Raw genomic sequence first — 17,150 nt, forward strand, 5'->3', positions numbered from 1 at the left:
CGATGACGTCCGAAGCCGCGCGCCATACGTTCGCCGATGCGATGCGAATTTTTGCACCGGACCTCGTGGTCAGGTTGACCGATATGCCGCATTACGGAGGCCCACTGCCGACCGACGACAAGGTTCGTCTAGCAGCGGGATATTTCTATAACTTTTCGACGCGACCGAGTGATGGCGATATCGACGCAGCGTTGAACACGCGTGGCGGCGTGCTGATTCCGTCGGTTCGTGCCGCCAAGTCGCGCATGCTGAAGCATCACTTCGTCCGCACCGCGGAACACGTCGAATGCGTGGCCACGTTCGAGGCTTCCATCGACCGATGTCTTAGCGATCGACTCGGCGCGCGACGCGCATGCGACATCCGGCGGCTGGCCCGCAAGGCGGGCTACGGCTTCGAGATGCTCGAAGCCAGCCAACTAGACGAGACGCACTGGGCTGATCTCGCACGCCTCGACGCCTTGCACAACGCGCGGCATGCGACAGCCACACCGATGTTCTGCGAAGCGGTGCAACGCAAGTTCGCGGGCTCGCCGCTGGCACACGACTTTCGCTGGATATTCCGGCGTGATGCTTCAGGACGTGTCGTCCAGACGGGCCTGATCCTTCTCGGCCGACAAGAACGCACCGTCTACTACTTGAATCAGTCGATCGACCGCGCCTCGCTGGCACCGGGGCAGAACCTTTACGTCGCCACGTTCTACGCGCTCTATTGCTGGTCGCAGGCAAACGGGTTCCACGCCGTTCATTTGGGGAGAGACGGCGCGGCGGAAAAACAACGCCTCGGCGCCGACGTGTTCATCCCCCAGAGTCATTGGCTGAAACAGGCATAAGCACCTATGGCACCCCATCCTTTGGCACGTCGGGCCATTGTCGAGCTGCCGCTGCCGGGCCCCTTGACCCAAGCGCCGAGCAAGCGCTACGCACTGGACGACAACCTGCCTGCCGACGATGGGCCGTGGCGAGCGTATCCACACACGCGACCGCTCGACTTGATCGAAGGCGTAATCGAGCTTTGGCGCGACATTGAAGAGCGCAAGGGTATCCGCCTTGAACTGGGCTTTGAGAACGTCTTGCTCACACACGGCGGAGTCGATGCGCTGAACCTGGCATTGACGGTCTTTTGCGAGCCCGGTCGAGATGCCGTCGGCATTCCGATGCCTTGCTTCGAGGCGTTCCCGCATTGGGCGACCCTACACGGCCTGCGTGTCGCGACACTCGAGCACGGTGATTGGCGAACCGCCGCGACTTCCGATACGAAGGCGTTGTTGCTGTGCTCACCGCACAATCCGCTCGGGACGATGATGATGCGGGACGAGATTCGCGCATTACTCACCACGTACCGCGGCGTCGTCATCGTCGATGAAGCGTATGCCGACTTTTCCGATAAGGCATCGGCCATCTCGCTGGTCGACGAGTTCGCCAACCTGGTAGTCCTCCGAACGCTCTCGAAGAGCTTCGGCCTCGCGGGTTTGCGTGTCGGTGCACTCGTCGGACACGCATCGACGATCGATGCCGCTTTGCGCGTCCAGATTCCGTTCGCCATGCCGATACCCGTCATCGACGCGCTGCGGGTTTCACTCGGACACGCCCAGGCCATTCACGATCGCCTCGCCTTCGTCCGCGTGGAGCGCGTCAGGGTGGCAGCGCTGCTCGCGATGAGCCCGCATGTGACGAGCGTGCTGCCCACCGATGCCAATTTTCTTTGCGTGCGTTGGCGCAGCCCCGACCTCGTCCATCGGCTGCTGGAGAACGCGAACGTGGGTGTACGCCACTTCGCGGCGGTTTCGCGGGTGACGGTCGGGGACAGGGACGCGAACGACGTGTTGCTGAAGGCACTAGGCGTATTCATCACGGAGACGAATTGACGTGGAAGAACTGTCATGGAATGAATGGCAATCGCTTTGCGAAGCGATGAACGGCTATATCAAGACGCAAGTCTTGTCGACCGCCTGCGATCTCGGCATCTTCGACGTCGTGGAACGAGGCGTAACGTTAGCTGCCCTGCCCGCGTCACTCGGCATCGACGCGCATGGCTGCCGCATCCTGATGCTGGGTTTGCGGCAACTGGGATGCGTGCAGGTCGACGGTGATGGTACGGTGCGCAATTCACCTCTGGCGCGGCGCTGCTTGCGGCGCGAATCGCGACATTCGATGGTGCCGTTCATCATGCTGAACGACCGGATTCAACATCGCGCCTGCCTGCATTTCACGCGTGCGCTGCGCGAGCGCCGCAATGCCGGTCTCGACGAATTCGCCGGCGACGCGCCAACGCTGTACGGCCGCATGGCGATGAGCCTTGACACCGAACGGCTCTTCCACGAGGGGATGGCCGCCTACACCCGGCTGTCGCCTCGCATGCTCGACATGAAGGAGCTCAGGCAAGTGTCGATGCTGCTCGACGTCGGTGGCGGGGACGGTTCGAACGCCATTCGCCTGTGCGAGCGCTTTCCATCGCTGCGGGTCTGTCTGGTCGACTTACCCTCGGTACTCGACAAAGCCAAGGCGAACGTGGCCGATCACGGGTTGGAGCAGCGCATCACCTGTGTAGCAGCCGACATGTTCGAAGACGCCTGGCCGCCCGGTTGCGACGGTGTGCTGTTCTCGCACGTGCTCGAGATTTTCTCGCCACCGAAGATCTCGTTGCTCTACAGGAAGGCCAAGGACTATCTCAAGCATGTCGAGGACGGGCGCCTCTTCGTCTGGGCGCTCATGTGCGACGCCGACGAAGGTGGTGGCCTGCAAGCCGTGAAGTCGTCGGTCTACTTCATGACCGTCGCGAGCGGCGAAGGCATGGCCTACCCTGTCGGCGACCACCGCCGCTGGCTCAAGGAAGCGGGCTTCACCATCACCGCCCAGTACGACGCACGCACCATCGATCATTGCGCACTCGTCGCGCGCTGAAGGAGAGCGAATTGGCCCCCTCCCCTCTGTTCCTGCTAGGGCGTTTCCTGTCGCAGTTCGCCGCGCGATTGGGCGACTTCCTGTTTCCGCTCGTCATCTATCGGCAATCGGGCAGCTTGTCGCTTTCGGGCCTCGCGCTGGCGATCGAGTGGCTGCCGCGCATCGTCGGCCTGCCGCTATGCGGCGCGCTGGCCGATCGCTTTCGTGCCGGGCGGCTGTTCGCCATCGCCGATCTGGCCCGCGCCCTGCTCGCCTTCGTACCATTCCTGTTTCCGGATGTGCCCGTCTTGCTCGCCACGTCGGCGGCATTCGGCTTCCTGTCGGCGCTGTCGCAGGTCACGCTCGAACGCACCGTCGCCACTTCCGGCAAGGTGCTCGCGCGCGCACAAATGTCGCTCGAGGCGATCAACAACCTGGCGTTCATCCTGGGTTCGGCAGCAGCCGCCTGGCTCGTGTCCTGTCTGGATCTGCGCGCGCTGTTCGTCGTCCTGGCCGCCTTGTTCGCTTGCCCCGCGCCGTGTCTCTGGCGAGCCGGTCTTGCTCATCCCGCGGCGCCACGCTCGCCATTCTCGCCGGCACGCGACGCGTCGGCCGCGCTCTCCATCCTCAAGCACAAGACGAGACTGCGTCAGATCGTGATCTGCGGGTTCTTGCTGGCCATTGCATCGGGAATCGTCACCTCCACGGGGCCGGCGATGATCACGACGGAATTCGCGTTACCCGGCGCGGCGTTCGCCCAGGTGCAAATGTGGGCTGCGGCAGCGACCGTGCTCGCTGTTTTGCTCAGTCGCCATGTCCCCGGCGCTGCCGCGCGGACGCAATGGATAGGCCTCGCTACGATCGCTGCCGGACTGTTCCTTGCAGCAAGCGCCTGGAGTTTTCCGCTTTGGGTGCTCGGCTACGCCATCTTCTTCGCCGGCATCATGCTGTTTTCGATTCATCTTCGCTGCGAGCGTGTGGCGCACATCCCCCCGAAGCATCTCGGCAAGACACTCGGCATCATCATGGTCCTGACCGCCGCTGGCTTGCCTGTGGGCGGGCTGCTGGTCGCCTACCTGGCCGACACGTTACCGGTACGCGGCGTCACATGGCTGGCTTGGCCCGCTTTCGCCGGCGCCTTATTTTTATCCCTATTTATTAGGAGTTCGAATAAACCGCGTACCGTCATGGACAGCAATGGGCAAGCCGGAAGCAACGTCAATGAAATATGAGCTAGTCTCGCCGGAGAATTTCACCGATGCACATCGATCGTTCATCGATACGTTTCGACGCTCGATCGATGTGTTGTCCTCCCAGATCGACGTCATCGCGGGCGCCAAGGATATCCATTCGCGGCACCTCATTGCGACCGATGCCTATGCCCGCCTGGTCGGATTGGCGAAAGGCGCCGACGTGACGGGGCGGCTCGATTGCGAGATGCCATGTGAGGGGACGGCACGCTTCGCCGATTGCCATATCCGCGAAGATCGGGAATTGCTGAGCCATCGGGACGCCGACAGCACGAAGTCGATCCTGAAGGTGTACGAATATAGCGACGGCTTGAAAGCACTGGTTTTCGACAAGTTCGTCATGAAACATGATGCCTCGCACTCCATTCTCGGCATCATCTATCAGGCCCATGAAGTCGACGTTTCGCACTTGTTCGCGTTGCTGCCGAATTACGCGCTCGAGTTCGGCTCCGGCAGCCTGGAGAAGGCGCACCTCGACGAAATCATCGGGCGCGCCAATCTGACGGAGTACGAATACGAGGTGGGCTTTCTGATCGCCATGAACTGGAGCGTCGGACAGATTTCGCGCTTCATGAACCGGTATCGGCCGACGGCGAACCCGCGCGTGGCGGACACCATCTACAAGTGCAAGGACCGGATCTGCGAAAAGCTTGGCATCGACGATTGCCGCGTGCCCGTCTTGCGCGAAAAGCTGCTCCAGTTCGGCATTCACCGAAAAATGCCGCGGTCGTTCTTCCACCGTATTCTCGGGTCGCGACAACTATAGGCGCATGTTACGCACCGGTGCGGCTTCGTCGTTTGCGCACCGGCGCGCTGAAAGCCCGTTCAACGATCGACGAAACTCATCTGCATCGACCATGGCGTCCCGTTCGCATCGACATGGCGGACCGTCGGATCATTGAGTGTGCTTTCTTGCGTCACACCGAGCAGCCCCGTTTCGGGATGGCGGCCGATCGTCATCTGATAGGCCCCGGCGGAGCCGTAGTCATAATCGGTGCCGTCGGCAACGATCACGCCCATCATGTTTTCACCGGGCGTGTCTTGCTCGGCCCAGTTCATGCTGATATCGGCGGACGCTTTGGCTGCGAGGCGATAGGCACGGTCGAACGGCTGCCCGTCGACGAGCAGCGCCTGGTCGTCCCAGTTCGGGTCGCCGGCGACGAAGAGATCGCGGCTGGTTTGGTTGCTGACATGCACGACAATTTGGCTCATGGCGTTACGCTCCTCATGATGGGTCAAAGGTGCGCTCGACTTTCAGGGCTGCCCGGCCTCTGAGTACACGTAAGCTGAATTATCCGGACGGAACGAAACGCTGTAGTATCGCAACCAGTTCGTTCGCTTTCACTTTTGATGAGAATTCTCGGCATCGACCCCGGCTTGCGCGTGACGGGCTTTGGCGTCATCGAGCAAACCGGTCACCAGCTCACCTACGTTACGAGCGGCGTGATCCGCACTGCCGATGCCGACTTGCCTTCGCGCCTCGGCACCATCTTCGAGGGCATCTCGACGCTGATCCGCCAGCACGCGCCCGATCAATCGGCGATCGAAAAAGTCTTCGTCAACGTCAATCCGCAATCGACGCTGCTGCTGGGCCAGGCGCGTGGCGCCGCGATCTGCGGCCTCGTCGCGGGCGGCGTGCCCGTCGCCGAGTACACGGCACTGCAGCTGAAGCAGGCCGTCGTCGGCTACGGCCGGGCGACGAAAGAGCAGATGCAGCAGATGGTCGTGCGGCTCTTGAATCTGTCGGGGCTGCCCGGCACCGATGCGGCCGACGCGCTCGGCATGGCCATCTGTCACGCGCACAGCGGCAATACGCTCGAAACGCTGGGCGGCATCGCCCCCGCGCTCGCGCGCAAAGGCTTGCGCGTGCGCCGCGGACGGCTGATCGGCTAAGGACGGCCGATACCCCGCCGCGCGCCGGCTGCGGTGCGCTACACTCGCGCTTTCCTTACCGCTTCTGTCCTGCCCCATGATCGGTCGCATCGCCGGCACCCTGCTCGAAAAGAACCCGCCTCACCTGCTCGTCGACTGCAACGGCGTCGGCTATGAAGTCGACGTGCCGATGAGCACGTTCTACAACCTGCCGCAGGCCGGCGAAAAAATCGTGCTGCTGACGCAGCTGATCGTGCGCGAGGATGCCCATCTGCTGTACGGCTTCGGCACCGCCCAGGAGCGGGCGACGTTCCGCGAGTTGCTCAAGATCAGCGGCATCGGCGCACGCATGGCGCTGGCGGTGCTCTCGGGCATGAGCGTGCAGGAGCTGTCGCAGGCGGTCACGCTGCAGGACGCCGCACGCCTCACGCGCGTGCCCGGCATCGGCAAGAAGACGGCCGAGCGGCTGCTGCTCGAACTGAAGGGCAAGCTCGGCGCCGACCTCGGCTCGGCCGCCGCGGCGGTGTCGGCCTCCGATCATGCGACCGACATCGTCAACGCGCTGCTTGCGCTCGGCTATTCGGAGAAGGAAGCGCTCGCAGCCGTCAAGAACGTGCCGGCCGGCACGGGCGTCTCCGAGGGCATCAAGCTGTCGTTGAAGGCGCTGTCGAAGGCTTGAGGGTCCTGTAGCCGCGTGCCCTTGCGCCCCCGGCGCGCGCGGTACAATCACGAGCATGATCGAAACCGACAAGCTCGCTAGCGAGCGCATCATCTCGGCCAAGCCCGCCTCCTCGCACGAAGAAGCGTTCGAGCGCGCCTTGCGGCCGCGCCAGCTCGACGAATACGTCGGGCAGGAAAAAGTGCGCAGCCAGCTCGAAATCTTCATCGAAGCGGCCAAGCGCCGCTCCGAGGCGCTCGACCACGTGCTGCTGTTCGGGCCGCCTGGCCTCGGCAAGACGACGCTCGCGCACATCATCGCGCGTGAAATGGGCGTCAATTTGCGGCAAACCTCTGGGCCGGTGCTCGAACGCGCGGGCGATCTCGCCGCGCTGCTGACGAACCTCGAAGCAAACGACGTGCTGTTCATCGACGAGATCCACCGACTCTCGCCCGTCGTCGAAGAAATTCTCTATCCGGCCCTCGAGGACTACCAGATCGACATCATGATCGGCGAAGGGCCGGCCGCGCGCAGCGTAAAGCTCGATTTGCAGCCGTTCACGCTCGTGGGTGCCACGACGCGTGCGGGCATGCTGACGAACCCGCTGCGCGACCGCTTCGGCATCGTCGCGCGACTCGAGTTCTACGATGCCGAGCAGCTCTCGCGCATCGTGAGCCGTTCGGCGTCGCTGCTGGGCGCCCAGATTCACCCCGACGGCGCACTCGAGATCGCCAAGCGCTCGCGCGGCACGCCGCGGATCGCGAACCGGCTGCTGCGCCGCGTGCGCGATTACGCCGAGGTCAAGGCCGACGGCAACATCACTGCGCGGGTGGCCGATGCGGCGTTGAAGATGCTCGACGTCGACCCGGTCGGCTTCGATCTGATGGACCGTAAGCTGCTCGAAGCGATCCTGCACAAATTCGATGGCGGCCCGGTCGGCGTCGACAATCTGGCCGCCGCGATCGGCGAGGAACGCGACACGATCGAAGACGTGCTCGAGCCGTATCTGATTCAGCAGGGCTTCCTGCAACGCACGCCGCGCGGCCGCGTCGCGACGCTGGCGGCGTACCGTCATTTCGGCCTTGGCGCGCCGGATGCTTCGAACCCCGTGCGCAACCTGTGGGACGCTGAGTAGCGCCGCGCCCTGAGCCACGGGTTGACCAGAGGCAACAGCCATAAGGAAGGAAGCCACGCGATGTCCGACCACGCAGGCAACCCGCACGGCGAACCCACCAGCCCCGCCCAGGCACTCGCGCAGCGCGTACGCGCACGGATCGCGCAACGCGTCACGCACCTGACGAGCGGCAGCGGCGGCCCGTCGCTCGACTATTCGTCGCCGGCCGGCGATCCGGGCTTATTCGGCCCGGACTCGGTATGCTGGCGCGTGCATGCCGATTTCACGTCGATGATGGTCGGCGGCGTCAGCGCGTTGATGTTGCAGACGCTCCATCCGCTTGCACTCGCGGGTGTCTGGGATCATTCGACATTTCGCACCGACATCCTCGGCAGGCTGCGCCGCACGGCGACGTTCATCTCCGGCACGACTTACGGCAGTCGTCAGGATGCGCTTGCGCTGATCGAGCGAGTCAAGCGCATCCACCAAGGCGTGACAGGCACAGCGCCCGATGGACGCCCCTATCGGGCTGACGATCCGGCCTTGCTGCGTTGGGTGCATGTCGCAGAAGTGTCGAGCTTTCTGACCGCGCACCTGCGTTACGCGAATCCGGCGCTGTCTCACGCCGACCAGGACCGCTATTACGCCGAGACGGCCCGCATCGCGCAGATGCTCGGCGCGACCGACGTCCCCACCTCGCGCGCTGCCGTCGCCGCCTATTTCGAGTCGATGCGGCCAGAGCTCGAAGCGGGGCCGCGCACGCAGGAAGTCGTTCGCATTCTGATGGATGCCGCGCCGAAGCACTCGGCGATGCGGCCGGCCGCGACGATGATGCTCCATGCGGGTGTCGATCTGCTGCCGGACTGGGCACAGCAGATGCTGGGCTTTACGACATTCACACGGCTGCGCGGCACACTTGCGCGGCCCGGCGTGCGGCTCGTGGCGCCCGTGCTCCGCTGGGCGCTCGTGAATGGCGTGTCCAAGCGCGCGCGGCGTCGCGTCGGCGCACCGCCTGCCTGACGCGAAAGTACTGCGTACGTTTTCTTAGCGACGATATCGAAGAACGCGAGCGACTGCCACACGCAATCGCTCAATGCGACGCACCGGCGAGGCACGCCTTGAACCCGTCGTCATCGGACATCCCGCCCAGGTGCCCAACATCGGCCCAGGCGAGCACGCGCGCGCCCCTGCCGTCGTCGTCGAACTCCACCGTATTGATGCTCGCGTTCAGCAACGCATAGTTGCGCGGCGCCTCGAGCGGCAAGCCATGTGCGCTGCGATAGATGCAATCGAGCACGCCGCCATGCGTGACGCAGGCGATGCGCTGACCTCGATGCTCAGCCACGATGGCGGCAACGGCATGCAGCACGCGATGGTAAAACGCGCGCACCGATTCGCCGCCTGGCGGCGCGAAGCCAGGGTCACGCGTTTGCCACTGCGCGTACTCATCGGGAAAGCGCGCGGCGATCTCGGCGCTGTCGTGCCCCTGGAATACGCCGTAGGCCCGTTCACGCAACCCTTCGACCAGGCGCAGCGGCAAGCCCAGCGCCGCAGCCGTAGGCCGCGCCGTCTGCTGTGCGCGCTGCAGGTCGCTCGAATAGATCGCATCGAGCCGGCCGCCCTCGCGCGCTTCGCGGTCAAGCCGCGTCGCGAGCTGCTCGGCCTGCGCGAGCCCGCTCGCCGCGAGCGGAATGTCGATATGCCCCTGGATGCGCTTGATGCGATTCCAGTCGGTCTCACCGTGGCGAATGAACAGAACGTGCGTGGGCATGAACCTGAAACCAGAAGCGAGCGAAATCAGCCGCGCGTGCGCAGCCAGAACGTGACGGGGCCGTCGTTGACAAGCGAAACCTGCATCGCAGCACCGAACTCGCCCGTCTCGACGATCGGATGACGCGCACGGGCCGTGGCGACGAAGTAATCGAAGAGCCGCTGGCCTTCGTCAGGCGGCGCGGCCGGCGTGAAGCTCGGACGCAGGCCGCTGTCGGTATCGGCCGCGAGCGTGAACTGCGACACGAGCAGCAAGCCGCCCGCACGCCCGGCGCCGTCGAGGTTGGTAACGGGCAGGTTCATCTTGCCGGCCGCGTCGCTGAACACCCGGTAGCCGAGCACCTTCGCGACGAGCTTGTCGGCGTCTGCCTCGGTGTCGCCGCGCTCGGCGCACACGAGCGCGAGCAGGCCCGGCCCGATCTCGCCCGTGATGCGCTCGCCGACACGTACGCTGGCCTGCGCGACCCGCTGGATCAGCGCGATCATGCCGTCAGCGTCACGCGCGCGAAGCGCCGCTTGCCCACCTGCACGACATACTCGCCGGCCTCGACCTTGAGGCTCTTGTCGGCAATCACCGTACCGTCGATCTTCACACCGCCTTGCTCGATGTTGCGCAGCGCCTCGCTCGTCGACGGCACGAGGCCGGCCTGCTTGAGCATCTGCCCGATCGCGAGCGGCGCACCCGTCAGCGTCACCGTCGGAATGTCGTCGGGCACACCGCCCTTGGCACGGTGATTGAAGTCCTCGAGGGCGCGCTCGGCATCGGCTTGCGAGTGGAAACGCGCGATGATCTCCTGCGCGAGCAGCACCTTGAAGTCGCGCGGGTTGCGCCCTTCCTTGGCTTCGCGCATGAAGCCCGAGATCTCTTCGATGCTGCGGAACGACAGCAGTTCGTAGTAGCGCCACATCAGCGAGTCGGAGATGCTCATCAACTTGCCGAACATATCGCTCGGCTTTTCGCTGATGCCGACGTAGTTGTTCTTCGACTTCGACATCTTGTCGACGCCGTCGAGGCCTTCGAGCAACGGCATCGTCAGGATGCACTGCTGCTCCTGGCCATACTGCTTCTGCAACTCGCGGCCCACGAGCAGATTGAACTTCTGGTCCGTGCCGCCGAGCTCGAGGTCGGCGTTGAGCGCGACCGAGTCGTAGCCCTGCATGAGCGGGTACAGGAATTCGTGGATCGAGATCGGCACGCCGCCCTGAAAGCGCTTCGTGAAATCCTCGCGCTCGAGGATGCGCGCCACCGTGTAGCGCGAGGCGAGCTTGATCATGCCGTCGGCGCCGAGCGGCATCGACCATTCGCTGTTGTAGCGGATCTCGGTCTTCTCGCGATCGAGCACGAGCGCGGCCTGCTCGAAGTAGGTCTTCGCGTTCGATTCGATCTGTTCGCGCGTGAGCGGCGGACGCGTCGCATTGCGGCCGGACGGATCGCCGATCAACGACGTGAAGTCGCCGATCAGAAAGATCACCGTGTGGCCGAGATCTTGCAGCTGGCGCATCTTGTTCAGCACGACCGTGTGGCCGATGTGGATGTCGGGCGCAGTCGGATCGAGGCCGAGCTTGATACGCAGCGGCTTGCCGGTGGCTGCGCTTCTCGCGAGCTTTTGCGCGAACTCTTCTTCGATCAGCAGCTCATCGGCGCCGCGCTTCGCGACGGCCAGCGCATGACGGACCTCGTCCGTGATCGGAAACGACGTGGCAGGCTTGGATGTGGACTCGGTGCTCATCTGGAAATCTGGCAGGCGGACGTTGCAAAGGCGTTAATTGTCCCATATTCTCGCCGCGCCCCCGATGCCATCTGCCCCTGGTGGGCACCTGCTTAACGCGTGCGGCCGTTGCGCGGATAATGCTGCGGGACGAGCGGGGCCAATGGGCCAAGTGCTTTTTCCGGCCGTGGCCGGTAACGACGAAAAGGAGCGAACCGTGACGCGAAGCACGACACCGCATGCGGCAGACGGGATCTATTTCGGCCTGATGTCGGGAACGAGCATGGACGGCGTCGACGGCATCGCCGTCGAGTTCGTGGCCGGCAAACCGCCCGTCGTGCTGGCCGACGCGTTCGTCGGCTTTGCCGACAGTCTGCGCGACGCGCTGTTCGCGCTGCAACAGCCCGGCCAGAACGAGATCGAACGCGAGGCGCTGGCTGCTGCCGCCCTCGCCTCGCGCTACGCGGTGTGCTGCCACGAGTTGCTGCGCGCGGCCAACCTCGCGCCCACGCGCGTGCGTGCGGTCGGCGTGCACGGTCAGACCGTGCGCCATCGTCCCGAGAAAGGCTACACGCGGCAGATCAACAACCCGGCATTGCTGGCGGAAATGACGCGCATCGACGTCGTCGCCGATTTCCGCAGCCGCGACGTCGCGGCGGGCGGCCAAGGCGCACCGCTCGTGCCGGCCTTTCACGCGCAGATGTTCGGCTCGGCCAGTGAAACGCGCGTCGTCTGCAATCTGGGCGGCATCAGCAATATCACGATCCTGCCCGCCGCCGACGGCAACGCAGCGGCGGCAGCCGGCGTGCGCGGCTTCGATTGCGGGCCGGCCAACGTGTTGCTCGATGAATGGGCTCAGCGCCATCTGGGTAAGCCATACGACGAGGGCGGCCGCTTTGCCGCCAGCGGCGCCGTGCATCAGCCGCTGCTCAATGCGCTGCTCGACGAGCCGTTTTTCGAGCAGGCGCCGCCCAAGAGCACGGGCCGCGACCTGTTCAACGCAAGCTGGCTCGACACCAAGCTCTCCGCGTTCGCGGCGTTGCCGCCAGCCGACGTGCAGGCCACGCTGGCCGCGCTGACGGCCGTCAGCATCGCGCGCGAAATCGAGCGGCACGCATCGGACTGCCGCGCCGTGTATGTGTGCGGCGGCGGCGCGCGCAACCCGGAACTGCTGAAGGCACTGGAGCAAGCGCTCACGCGCAGCGGCGCAAGCGGCGTGCCGGTGATGACGACCGACGCGCTCGGCGTGCCGCCGCACTACGTCGAGGCGCTCGCGTTCGCGTGGCTCGCCATGCGGTGCATCGAACGCACGCCGGGCAATCTGCCCGCCGTCACGGGCGCGGCGGGTAAGCGGGTGCTGGGGGCGATTTATCCGCGTTGAGACGCACTCGTCGCGAATCGCAAATATGCGCGCACCAATATAAAACGGGGCCGAAGCCCTCCGTTCGTTGTGGGCTGGCTGCTTCGAGGCGATGGTTCGCTGTCTGTGCTCGATGCTCTGTTTCGGCACGCCGGACAACGTGTTACGCTGCACCTATCACGTAACACATGCGAGCACCGCGATGAGCGAGGCAACCTTTACTTTCCGGGTCGATGAGGCCCTCAAAACCGATTTCTCCGCGGCCGCCAAGGCCCACGACCGTACTGGTGCGCAACTCCTGCGCGACTTCATGCGGGACTACGTGAAGCAACAGCAAGAGGCAGTGGAGTACGATGCGTGGCTCCGCGCCAAGGTGCAAAAGTCTCAGGCCTCGGCCAACGCTGGCAACCTGGTACCGGCTGCGGACGTCGAGGCCAAGTTCGCTGCCCGCCGAGCAGCAACACGTCGAGGGCTTGAAGCGGCCAAGTGATGGAGTTGTTCTGGACGCCAGAGGCGATACAAGACCGCGAAACGATCTATGACTACATCGAGGTCGACAACCCGACCGCAGCGCTAGCCCTTGATGAGCTGTTCTCAGAAAAAGCCGCACGCTTGACCGATCATCCCGATCTGGGCCGGCTCGGCCGCATTGCCGGCACCCGCGAGCTGGTTGCGCACCGGCATTACATTCTGGTCTATGACGTAGTCGGCAGCGTAGTGCGGGTACTGAACGTCGTACATGCAGCCCGCCAATGGCCACCCGCTGAAAGCGGGTGAAAACGCGAAGATTTCTGCGGGATGAAAGCCGTGTCCTTCATTCAACCGCTAACGAGACGCGCCGGCGCACGAATCACTGAGCGCATCAATAAAAAACGGGGCCAAAGCCCCGTTTTTCTTGCCATTTAACGCGACGCGGCATGCCGCGTCACGCCAAGCCAAGCGCATGCTCAGACCGAGAACGACGAGCCGCAACCGCAAGTGGTCGTGGCGTTCGGGTTCTTGATGACGAACTGCGCGCCGTTGATATCGTCCTTGTAGTCGATCTCGGCGCCGACGAGGTACTGGTAGCTCATCGAGTCGATCAAAAGCTGCACGCCGCCCTTGTTCATGACGGTGTCATCCTCGTTGATCGTTTCGTCGAACGTAAAGCCGTACTGAAAGCCGGAGCAGCCGCCGCCTTGCACGAATACGCGCAATTTGAGGTCGGGATTGCCCTCTTCGTCGATCAGTTGCTTCACTTTGTCGGCCGCCGCGTCGGTAAAGACGAAGGGGCTGGGCATCTCGGTCACGGGGGTGTCGGTGACGGCGGTCATTCGGACTCTCCAAAAAAGCTTCTAGGCGCTATTGTAGGGCTGTTCAACGTATCGTGCTTGGCAAGCCCATGAATCCAATAGGTTCTTGCCGCCGACGACCCTCGCGCCAGTAAAAAAGCCGCCGAGCTTGCGCATCGGCGGCTTTTTGAAGCGACTTCGCCACAAGGGCGAAGCGCATCGAAACGCGTATTAACGCTTCGAGAACTGCTTGCGGCGACGTGCCTTGTGGAAGCCGACCTTCTTACGTTCGACTTCACGGGCATCGCGCGTCACGAAGCCGGCGTGCGACAGTGCCGGCTTCAGCGTCGCGTCGTAGTCCATCAGCGCGCGGGTGATGCCGTGGCGAACTGCGCCGGCTTGGCCCGTTTCACCGCCGCCCGACACGTTGACCTTGATGTCGAACGTCGTAGCGTGGTTCGTGAGCTCGAGCGGCTGACGCACGATCATCAGCGAAGTTTCGCGCGAGAAGTAGTCGGCGATGGGCTTGCCGTTGACGACGATATCGCCCTTGCCTGCCTTGATGAAGACACGAGCGACTGCGCTCTTGCGGCGGCCCGTACCATAGTTCCAATTACCGATCATGTGGGCTCCCCTTAGATCTCGAGCGCTTTCGGCTGCTGAGCCGTATGCGGATGCGTGGCTTCTGCGTAGACCTTCAGCTTCTTGATCATCGCGTAGCCGAGCGGCCCCTTCGGCAGCATGCCCTTGACCGCCTTCTCGAGCGCACGGCCCGGGAAGCGTTCTTGCATCTTGCCGAACGTCGTTTCATAGATACCGCCCGGGTAACCCGAGTGACGGTAGTACTTCTTGTCGGTGGTCTTGTTGCCCGTGACCTTCAGCTTGCCGGCGTTGATGACGATGATGAAATCACCGGTGTCGACGTGCGGGGTGAACTCAGGCTTGTGCTTGCCGCGCAGACGGCGTGCCACTTCGCTGGCGACACGGCCGAGAACCTTATCCGTCGCGTCAATCACGTACCATTCGCGCGTCACCTCATGGGCTTTGGCGGAAAACGTCTTCATGATCGATCCAAAAAAAATTGCCGTGCCCTGTTTCTTGTTCCTGCTTGATGTCGCGCATCTAGGCGCTGTGCAGGCTCTCCCTGTTCTTCTTCCGCGGGCATCGATACGGAAAAGCCCTGAATTATAAAGGAAATCCGCGGGCGGCGTCAAAAAAAAGCCCGAACGCTCGGTTCGGGCTTAATCCACCTAAGGAGGAGGGTGGAGGAGACATGCGGAGATTGCCGAATCTCGGCAATCAATGAAGCGAATTGTACAGACGGAACACCGGGCGCGCAAGAAAACCTGCATTGCGAAATCTTGATTCACATTACGAAATTTGAATCCGGGCGCACGCCGCCGGCACCGTGTGCTGGACCGCCCCAACGCACCGCCGGCCGCGGGGCTACAATGCAGGTCGATTTTCTGCACAAACGCTCGGAGAGCTTCATATGGAATGCAAAGTGAGCTGGATGGGCCCGGATGGCATGGCCTTTGCCGCCGAAACCGGCAGCGGCCATCTGGCCATGATGGACGGCGCGCCCGAAGGCGGCGGCCGCAACCTGGCGCCGCGGCCAATGGAAATGGTGCTGCTCGGCACCGGCGGCTGCACGGCTTACGACGTCGTGATGATTTTGAGGAAAAGCCGCCAGGACATCGTCGGCTGCACGGTCACTTTGAAGGCCGAACGAGCCAGCGAAGATCCGAAAATCTTCACGAAGATCCACTTTCACTTCACCGTGACGGGCAAGAACCTCAACCCGTCGACGGTGGAGCGCGCGATCAATCTGTCGCACGACAAGTACTGCTCCGCGTCGATCATGCTCGCCAAGACGGCCGAACTCTCGCACTCGTTCGAGATCGTCGAGACCTGAGCGCGCCGCGCCAGCGGAATCGAGCACGCATAAAAAAGCCGGCGTCCCTAAAAAGACGCCGGCTTTCGTTTTGTAGCGTGGCAAAGCAGGCCGGTAAGCCGGATTCTGTGCATGCGCCGCACCGAAGCACCGCGCATGTGGCAGCCATTCCTCTAGGCGCGCCATTGCTGACGCGCTCAAGCTTCCTACCCGCAGACAAGACGGGGGCCCCGCCTTGCACCCGAAGATGCGTGCCTGCCTATTTGGAATTGCTCCGGGTGGAGGTTACCGTGCCGGTCTGCGTCGCCGCAGCCGCGGTGCGCTCTTACCGCACCGTTTCACCCTTACCTGATCCCGGCTTGCGCCGGGCCATCGGCGGTTTGCTTTCTGTTGCCCTGTTCCGCGTGTCGCCACGGATGGCCGTTAGCCATCACCCTGCCCTATGGAGTCCGGACTTTCCTCGCCCTTTCCGGCTTGCACCGGAAAAGCCGCGACTGCCTGGCCTGCTTTGCAGTTCGAAATGTTATCACGCGGCCGCGCGGCGCCCGGGACGAAAGACGCCCGTATCGTCGTAGAACGTCGCGTCGGCATTGGCGGCGCACCAGCCGGGAATCCCGAGCACCGGTAGTGGTGCGAATGCACGGCTCGTGGGCGCTGCCTGCGCAAGCGCGCACGCCGTGGTTTCGTCGAGCCACGCGCGACGGTCTGCCTCGGGCCAGCCGAAATAGGCTTGCGGCGCGCCCACGATCCAGGCGTGTGCCGTGCAGGCCTTGTAGGGCGAGATCAACTTCTCGAGCAGCGCGTGGCCGACGATGTGGACCTCGCAACGCGTGCCCCAGCTGCTGCGGCCCGCGACGAACAGGCGCCGCCAGTCGAAAGCGACGAGCGCCTCGGTCAGCGCGTCGTCGGTCGTGACGAACAGCGCCGCGTTCTCGTCGAACAGGGTCAGTGCGTCGCGCTCGGCACCTCGCACGGCGCCAACGCCGTCGCGCTCGATAGCCTGCGCCTGCCGCGCATTGAGCCCCGCTTTCAGACGCGGAAATGCGAGCCAGACCAGCGCATTGAAAAAATCGTGCAGATTGTGACGCGTGGGCACGCGTCCGGTAGCGGCGATGTGCGCCTCGTAGGCCGTGTCGACTGGCAGCTGTGTTTGCGTGACGAAGCGCAGCGGCAAGCCGCGCCCCGTCACGCAGGTGCTCGCGCACGCGTCTGCGTCGAGCGTCGCCAGAAACGGCTCGGGCCCATCCAGCGCACTGCACTGCCAGCGCGCGCCGCGCTCGGCGAACGGCGCAAACCACGGCGCCGCCCAGTCGATGCACCCAAAGGACTCAGCGTCGGGCGCGTCCACGCCGCCGGCTGCCTGTGCATCCAT

At 63.9% G+C, this 17,150-nt stretch carries 21 protein-coding genes and 1 other RNA gene; 13 read left to right on the forward strand and 9 right to left on the reverse strand.

Annotated features, from left to right (window positions below):
* Window positions 1–2: 2 nt before the first annotated feature.
* From D7S89_RS08525 to D7S89_RS08545, 5 genes are read left to right on the forward strand one after another with little or no spacing between them, the layout of a single operon-like run.
* Entirely contained in the window at window positions 3–830 is an 828-nt protein-coding gene (locus D7S89_RS08525) for a hypothetical protein (RefSeq protein ID WP_121277166.1), read from the forward strand.
* Between the two features lie 6 nt (window positions 831–836).
* Window positions 837–1,865 (forward strand): pyridoxal phosphate-dependent aminotransferase, encoded by a 1,029-nt coding sequence (locus tag D7S89_RS08530; protein ID WP_121277167.1) that lies wholly within the window; start codon window positions 837–839, stop codon window positions 1,863–1,865.
* A gap of 1 nt (window position 1,866) precedes the next feature.
* Window positions 1,867–2,901 (forward strand): methyltransferase, encoded by a 1,035-nt coding sequence (locus D7S89_RS08535; RefSeq protein ID WP_121277168.1) that lies wholly within the window; start codon window positions 1,867–1,869, stop codon window positions 2,899–2,901.
* 11 nt (window positions 2,902–2,912) lie between these two features.
* Entirely contained in the window at window positions 2,913–4,112 is a 1,200-nt protein-coding gene (locus D7S89_RS08540; protein WP_183085128.1) for an MFS transporter, read from the forward strand.
* Complete coding sequence (locus D7S89_RS08545) at window positions 4,102–4,896, forward strand: hypothetical protein (RefSeq protein WP_147426622.1); 795 nt, start codon at window positions 4,102–4,104, stop codon at window positions 4,894–4,896. Before D7S89_RS08540 ends, D7S89_RS08545 begins: the two co-directional genes overlap by 11 nt.
* A gap of 59 nt (window positions 4,897–4,955) precedes the next feature.
* Here the strand turns inward: D7S89_RS08545 and D7S89_RS08550 are convergent, their stop codons facing one another.
* Window positions 4,956–5,342 carry a hypothetical protein gene (locus D7S89_RS08550; RefSeq protein WP_121277171.1) on the reverse strand — a complete coding sequence of 129 codons (387 nt, stop codon included), beginning with the start codon at window positions 5,340–5,342 and terminating at the stop codon, window positions 4,956–4,958.
* A gap of 138 nt (window positions 5,343–5,480) precedes the next feature.
* On the opposite strand from D7S89_RS08550, the gene ruvC reads away from it, so the two are divergent.
* The 4 genes from ruvC to D7S89_RS08570 all read left to right on the forward strand — a co-directional run bounded on the left by ruvC (window position 5,481) and on the right by D7S89_RS08570 (window position 8,794).
* Window positions 5,481–6,023 carry a crossover junction endodeoxyribonuclease RuvC gene (gene ruvC / locus D7S89_RS08555; protein WP_121277172.1) on the forward strand — a complete coding sequence of 181 codons (543 nt, stop codon included), beginning with the start codon at window positions 5,481–5,483 and terminating at the stop codon, window positions 6,021–6,023.
* A gap of 76 nt (window positions 6,024–6,099) precedes the next feature.
* Window positions 6,100–6,681 carry a Holliday junction branch migration protein RuvA gene (ruvA, locus tag D7S89_RS08560; RefSeq protein ID WP_121277173.1) on the forward strand — a complete coding sequence of 194 codons (582 nt, stop codon included), beginning with the start codon at window positions 6,100–6,102 and terminating at the stop codon, window positions 6,679–6,681.
* 55 nt (window positions 6,682–6,736) lie between these two features.
* Window positions 6,737–7,795 carry a Holliday junction branch migration DNA helicase RuvB gene (gene ruvB / locus D7S89_RS08565; protein WP_121277174.1) on the forward strand — a complete coding sequence of 353 codons (1,059 nt, stop codon included), beginning with the start codon at window positions 6,737–6,739 and terminating at the stop codon, window positions 7,793–7,795.
* A 60-nt stretch (window positions 7,796–7,855) separates the two neighbouring features.
* The gene (locus D7S89_RS08570; protein WP_121277175.1) at window positions 7,856–8,794 is read left to right on the forward strand and encodes an oxygenase MpaB family protein; all 939 of its coding nucleotides are present in this window, start codon (window positions 7,856–7,858) and stop codon (window positions 8,792–8,794) included.
* A 70-nt stretch (window positions 8,795–8,864) separates the two neighbouring features.
* Here D7S89_RS08570 and D7S89_RS08575 read toward each other — a convergent pair whose 3' ends face one another.
* The 3 genes from D7S89_RS08575 to tyrS are packed head-to-tail and all read right to left on the reverse strand — an operon-like array spanning window position 8,865 to window position 11,274.
* A complete protein-coding gene (locus D7S89_RS08575; protein WP_121277176.1) occupies window positions 8,865–9,545 on the reverse strand; it encodes a histidine phosphatase family protein in 681 nt (226 codons plus the stop codon).
* Window positions 9,546–9,571: 26 nt separating this feature from the next.
* Window positions 9,572–10,030, reverse strand: coding sequence for a D-aminoacyl-tRNA deacylase (dtd, locus tag D7S89_RS08580; protein WP_121277177.1), 459 nt, complete (start codon window positions 10,028–10,030; stop codon window positions 9,572–9,574).
* Complete coding sequence (gene tyrS, locus D7S89_RS08585) at window positions 10,027–11,274, reverse strand: tyrosine--tRNA ligase (protein WP_121277178.1); 1,248 nt, start codon at window positions 11,272–11,274, stop codon at window positions 10,027–10,029. The genes dtd and tyrS overlap by 4 nt, the downstream gene beginning before the upstream one ends.
* Window positions 11,275–11,416: 142 nt before the next feature.
* On the opposite strand from tyrS, the gene D7S89_RS08590 reads away from it, so the two are divergent.
* The 3 genes from D7S89_RS08590 (at window position 11,417) to D7S89_RS08600 (ending at window position 13,390) form a co-directional block, all read left to right on the forward strand.
* Complete coding sequence (locus D7S89_RS08590; protein WP_121277179.1) at window positions 11,417–12,634, forward strand: anhydro-N-acetylmuramic acid kinase; 1,218 nt, start codon at window positions 11,417–11,419, stop codon at window positions 12,632–12,634.
* A gap of 181 nt (window positions 12,635–12,815) precedes the next feature.
* On the forward strand, window positions 12,816–13,103 hold the full coding sequence (locus D7S89_RS08595; protein WP_121277376.1) for a CopG family ribbon-helix-helix protein: 288 nt from the start codon (window positions 12,816–12,818) through the stop codon (window positions 13,101–13,103).
* Window positions 13,103–13,390 carry a type II toxin-antitoxin system RelE/ParE family toxin gene (locus tag D7S89_RS08600; protein WP_121277180.1) on the forward strand — a complete coding sequence of 96 codons (288 nt, stop codon included), beginning with the start codon at window positions 13,103–13,105 and terminating at the stop codon, window positions 13,388–13,390. Before D7S89_RS08595 ends, D7S89_RS08600 begins: the two co-directional genes overlap by 1 nt.
* Window positions 13,391–13,560: 170 nt before the next feature.
* On the opposite strand, the gene erpA is transcribed toward D7S89_RS08600, so the two are convergent.
* The 3 genes from erpA to rplM form a co-directional block, all read right to left on the reverse strand.
* Window positions 13,561–13,926, reverse strand: coding sequence for an iron-sulfur cluster insertion protein ErpA (erpA, locus tag D7S89_RS08605; protein ID WP_121277181.1), 366 nt, complete (start codon window positions 13,924–13,926; stop codon window positions 13,561–13,563).
* 189 nt (window positions 13,927–14,115) lie between these two features.
* Complete coding sequence (gene rpsI, locus D7S89_RS08610) at window positions 14,116–14,508, reverse strand: 30S ribosomal protein S9 (RefSeq protein ID WP_121277182.1); 393 nt, start codon at window positions 14,506–14,508, stop codon at window positions 14,116–14,118.
* An 11-nt stretch (window positions 14,509–14,519) separates the two neighbouring features.
* Window positions 14,520–14,948 (reverse strand): 50S ribosomal protein L13, encoded by a 429-nt coding sequence (rplM, locus tag D7S89_RS08615; RefSeq protein ID WP_020566108.1) that lies wholly within the window; start codon window positions 14,946–14,948, stop codon window positions 14,520–14,522.
* A gap of 428 nt (window positions 14,949–15,376) precedes the next feature.
* Here rplM and D7S89_RS08620 point away from each other — a divergent pair, with 428 nt between their 5' ends.
* Window positions 15,377–15,799 carry an OsmC family protein gene (locus D7S89_RS08620; RefSeq protein ID WP_121277183.1) on the forward strand — a complete coding sequence of 141 codons (423 nt, stop codon included), beginning with the start codon at window positions 15,377–15,379 and terminating at the stop codon, window positions 15,797–15,799.
* 78 nt (window positions 15,800–15,877) lie between these two features.
* On the opposite strand, the gene rnpB is transcribed toward D7S89_RS08620, so the two are convergent.
* An RNA gene (gene rnpB / locus D7S89_RS08625) (RNase P RNA component class A) lies at window positions 15,878–16,288 on the reverse strand.
* A gap of 16 nt (window positions 16,289–16,304) precedes the next feature.
* Entirely contained in the window at window positions 16,305–17,150 is an 846-nt protein-coding gene (locus tag D7S89_RS08630) for a DUF3025 domain-containing protein (RefSeq protein WP_121277184.1), read from the reverse strand.

Source organism: Trinickia fusca (assembly GCF_003628145.1).
Taxonomy (GTDB): domain Bacteria; phylum Pseudomonadota; class Gammaproteobacteria; order Burkholderiales; family Burkholderiaceae; genus Trinickia; species Trinickia fusca.

Coding starts and splice junctions, on each gene's coding strand:
- D7S89_RS08525 (WP_121277166.1), top strand. CDS start 3: ATGACGTCCGAAGCCGCGCGCCATACGTTCGCCGATGCGATGCGAATT.
- D7S89_RS08530 (WP_121277167.1), top strand. CDS start 837: ATGGCACCCCATCCTTTGGCACGTCGGGCCATTGTCGAGCTGCCGCTG.
- D7S89_RS08545 (WP_147426622.1), top strand. CDS start 4,102: ATGAAATATGAGCTAGTCTCGCCGGAGAATTTCACCGATGCACATCGA.
- D7S89_RS08550 (WP_121277171.1), bottom strand. CDS start 5,342: ATGAGCCAAATTGTCGTGCATGTCAGCAACCAAACCAGCCGCGATCTC.
- ruvC (WP_121277172.1), top strand. CDS start 5,481: ATGAGAATTCTCGGCATCGACCCCGGCTTGCGCGTGACGGGCTTTGGC.
- ruvA (WP_121277173.1), top strand. CDS start 6,100: ATGATCGGTCGCATCGCCGGCACCCTGCTCGAAAAGAACCCGCCTCAC.
- ruvB (WP_121277174.1), top strand. CDS start 6,737: ATGATCGAAACCGACAAGCTCGCTAGCGAGCGCATCATCTCGGCCAAG.
- D7S89_RS08570 (WP_121277175.1), top strand. CDS start 7,856: ATGTCCGACCACGCAGGCAACCCGCACGGCGAACCCACCAGCCCCGCC.
- D7S89_RS08575 (WP_121277176.1), bottom strand. CDS start 9,545: ATGCCCACGCACGTTCTGTTCATTCGCCACGGTGAGACCGACTGGAAT.
- dtd (WP_121277177.1), bottom strand. CDS start 10,030: ATGATCGCGCTGATCCAGCGGGTCGCGCAGGCCAGCGTACGTGTCGGC.
- tyrS (WP_121277178.1), bottom strand. CDS start 11,274: ATGAGCACCGAGTCCACATCCAAGCCTGCCACGTCGTTTCCGATCACG.
- D7S89_RS08590 (WP_121277179.1), top strand. CDS start 11,417: ATGGGCCAAGTGCTTTTTCCGGCCGTGGCCGGTAACGACGAAAAGGAG.
- D7S89_RS08595 (WP_121277376.1), top strand. CDS start 12,816: ATGAGCGAGGCAACCTTTACTTTCCGGGTCGATGAGGCCCTCAAAACC.
- D7S89_RS08600 (WP_121277180.1), top strand. CDS start 13,103: ATGGAGTTGTTCTGGACGCCAGAGGCGATACAAGACCGCGAAACGATC.
- erpA (WP_121277181.1), bottom strand. CDS start 13,926: ATGACCGCCGTCACCGACACCCCCGTGACCGAGATGCCCAGCCCCTTC.
- rpsI (WP_121277182.1), bottom strand. CDS start 14,508: ATGATCGGTAATTGGAACTATGGTACGGGCCGCCGCAAGAGCGCAGTC.
- rplM (WP_020566108.1), bottom strand. CDS start 14,948: ATGAAGACGTTTTCCGCCAAAGCCCATGAGGTGACGCGCGAATGGTAC.
- D7S89_RS08620 (WP_121277183.1), top strand. CDS start 15,377: ATGGAATGCAAAGTGAGCTGGATGGGCCCGGATGGCATGGCCTTTGCC.
- D7S89_RS08630 (WP_121277184.1), bottom strand. CDS start 17,150: ATGGATGCACAGGCAGCCGGCGGCGTGGACGCGCCCGACGCTGAGTCC.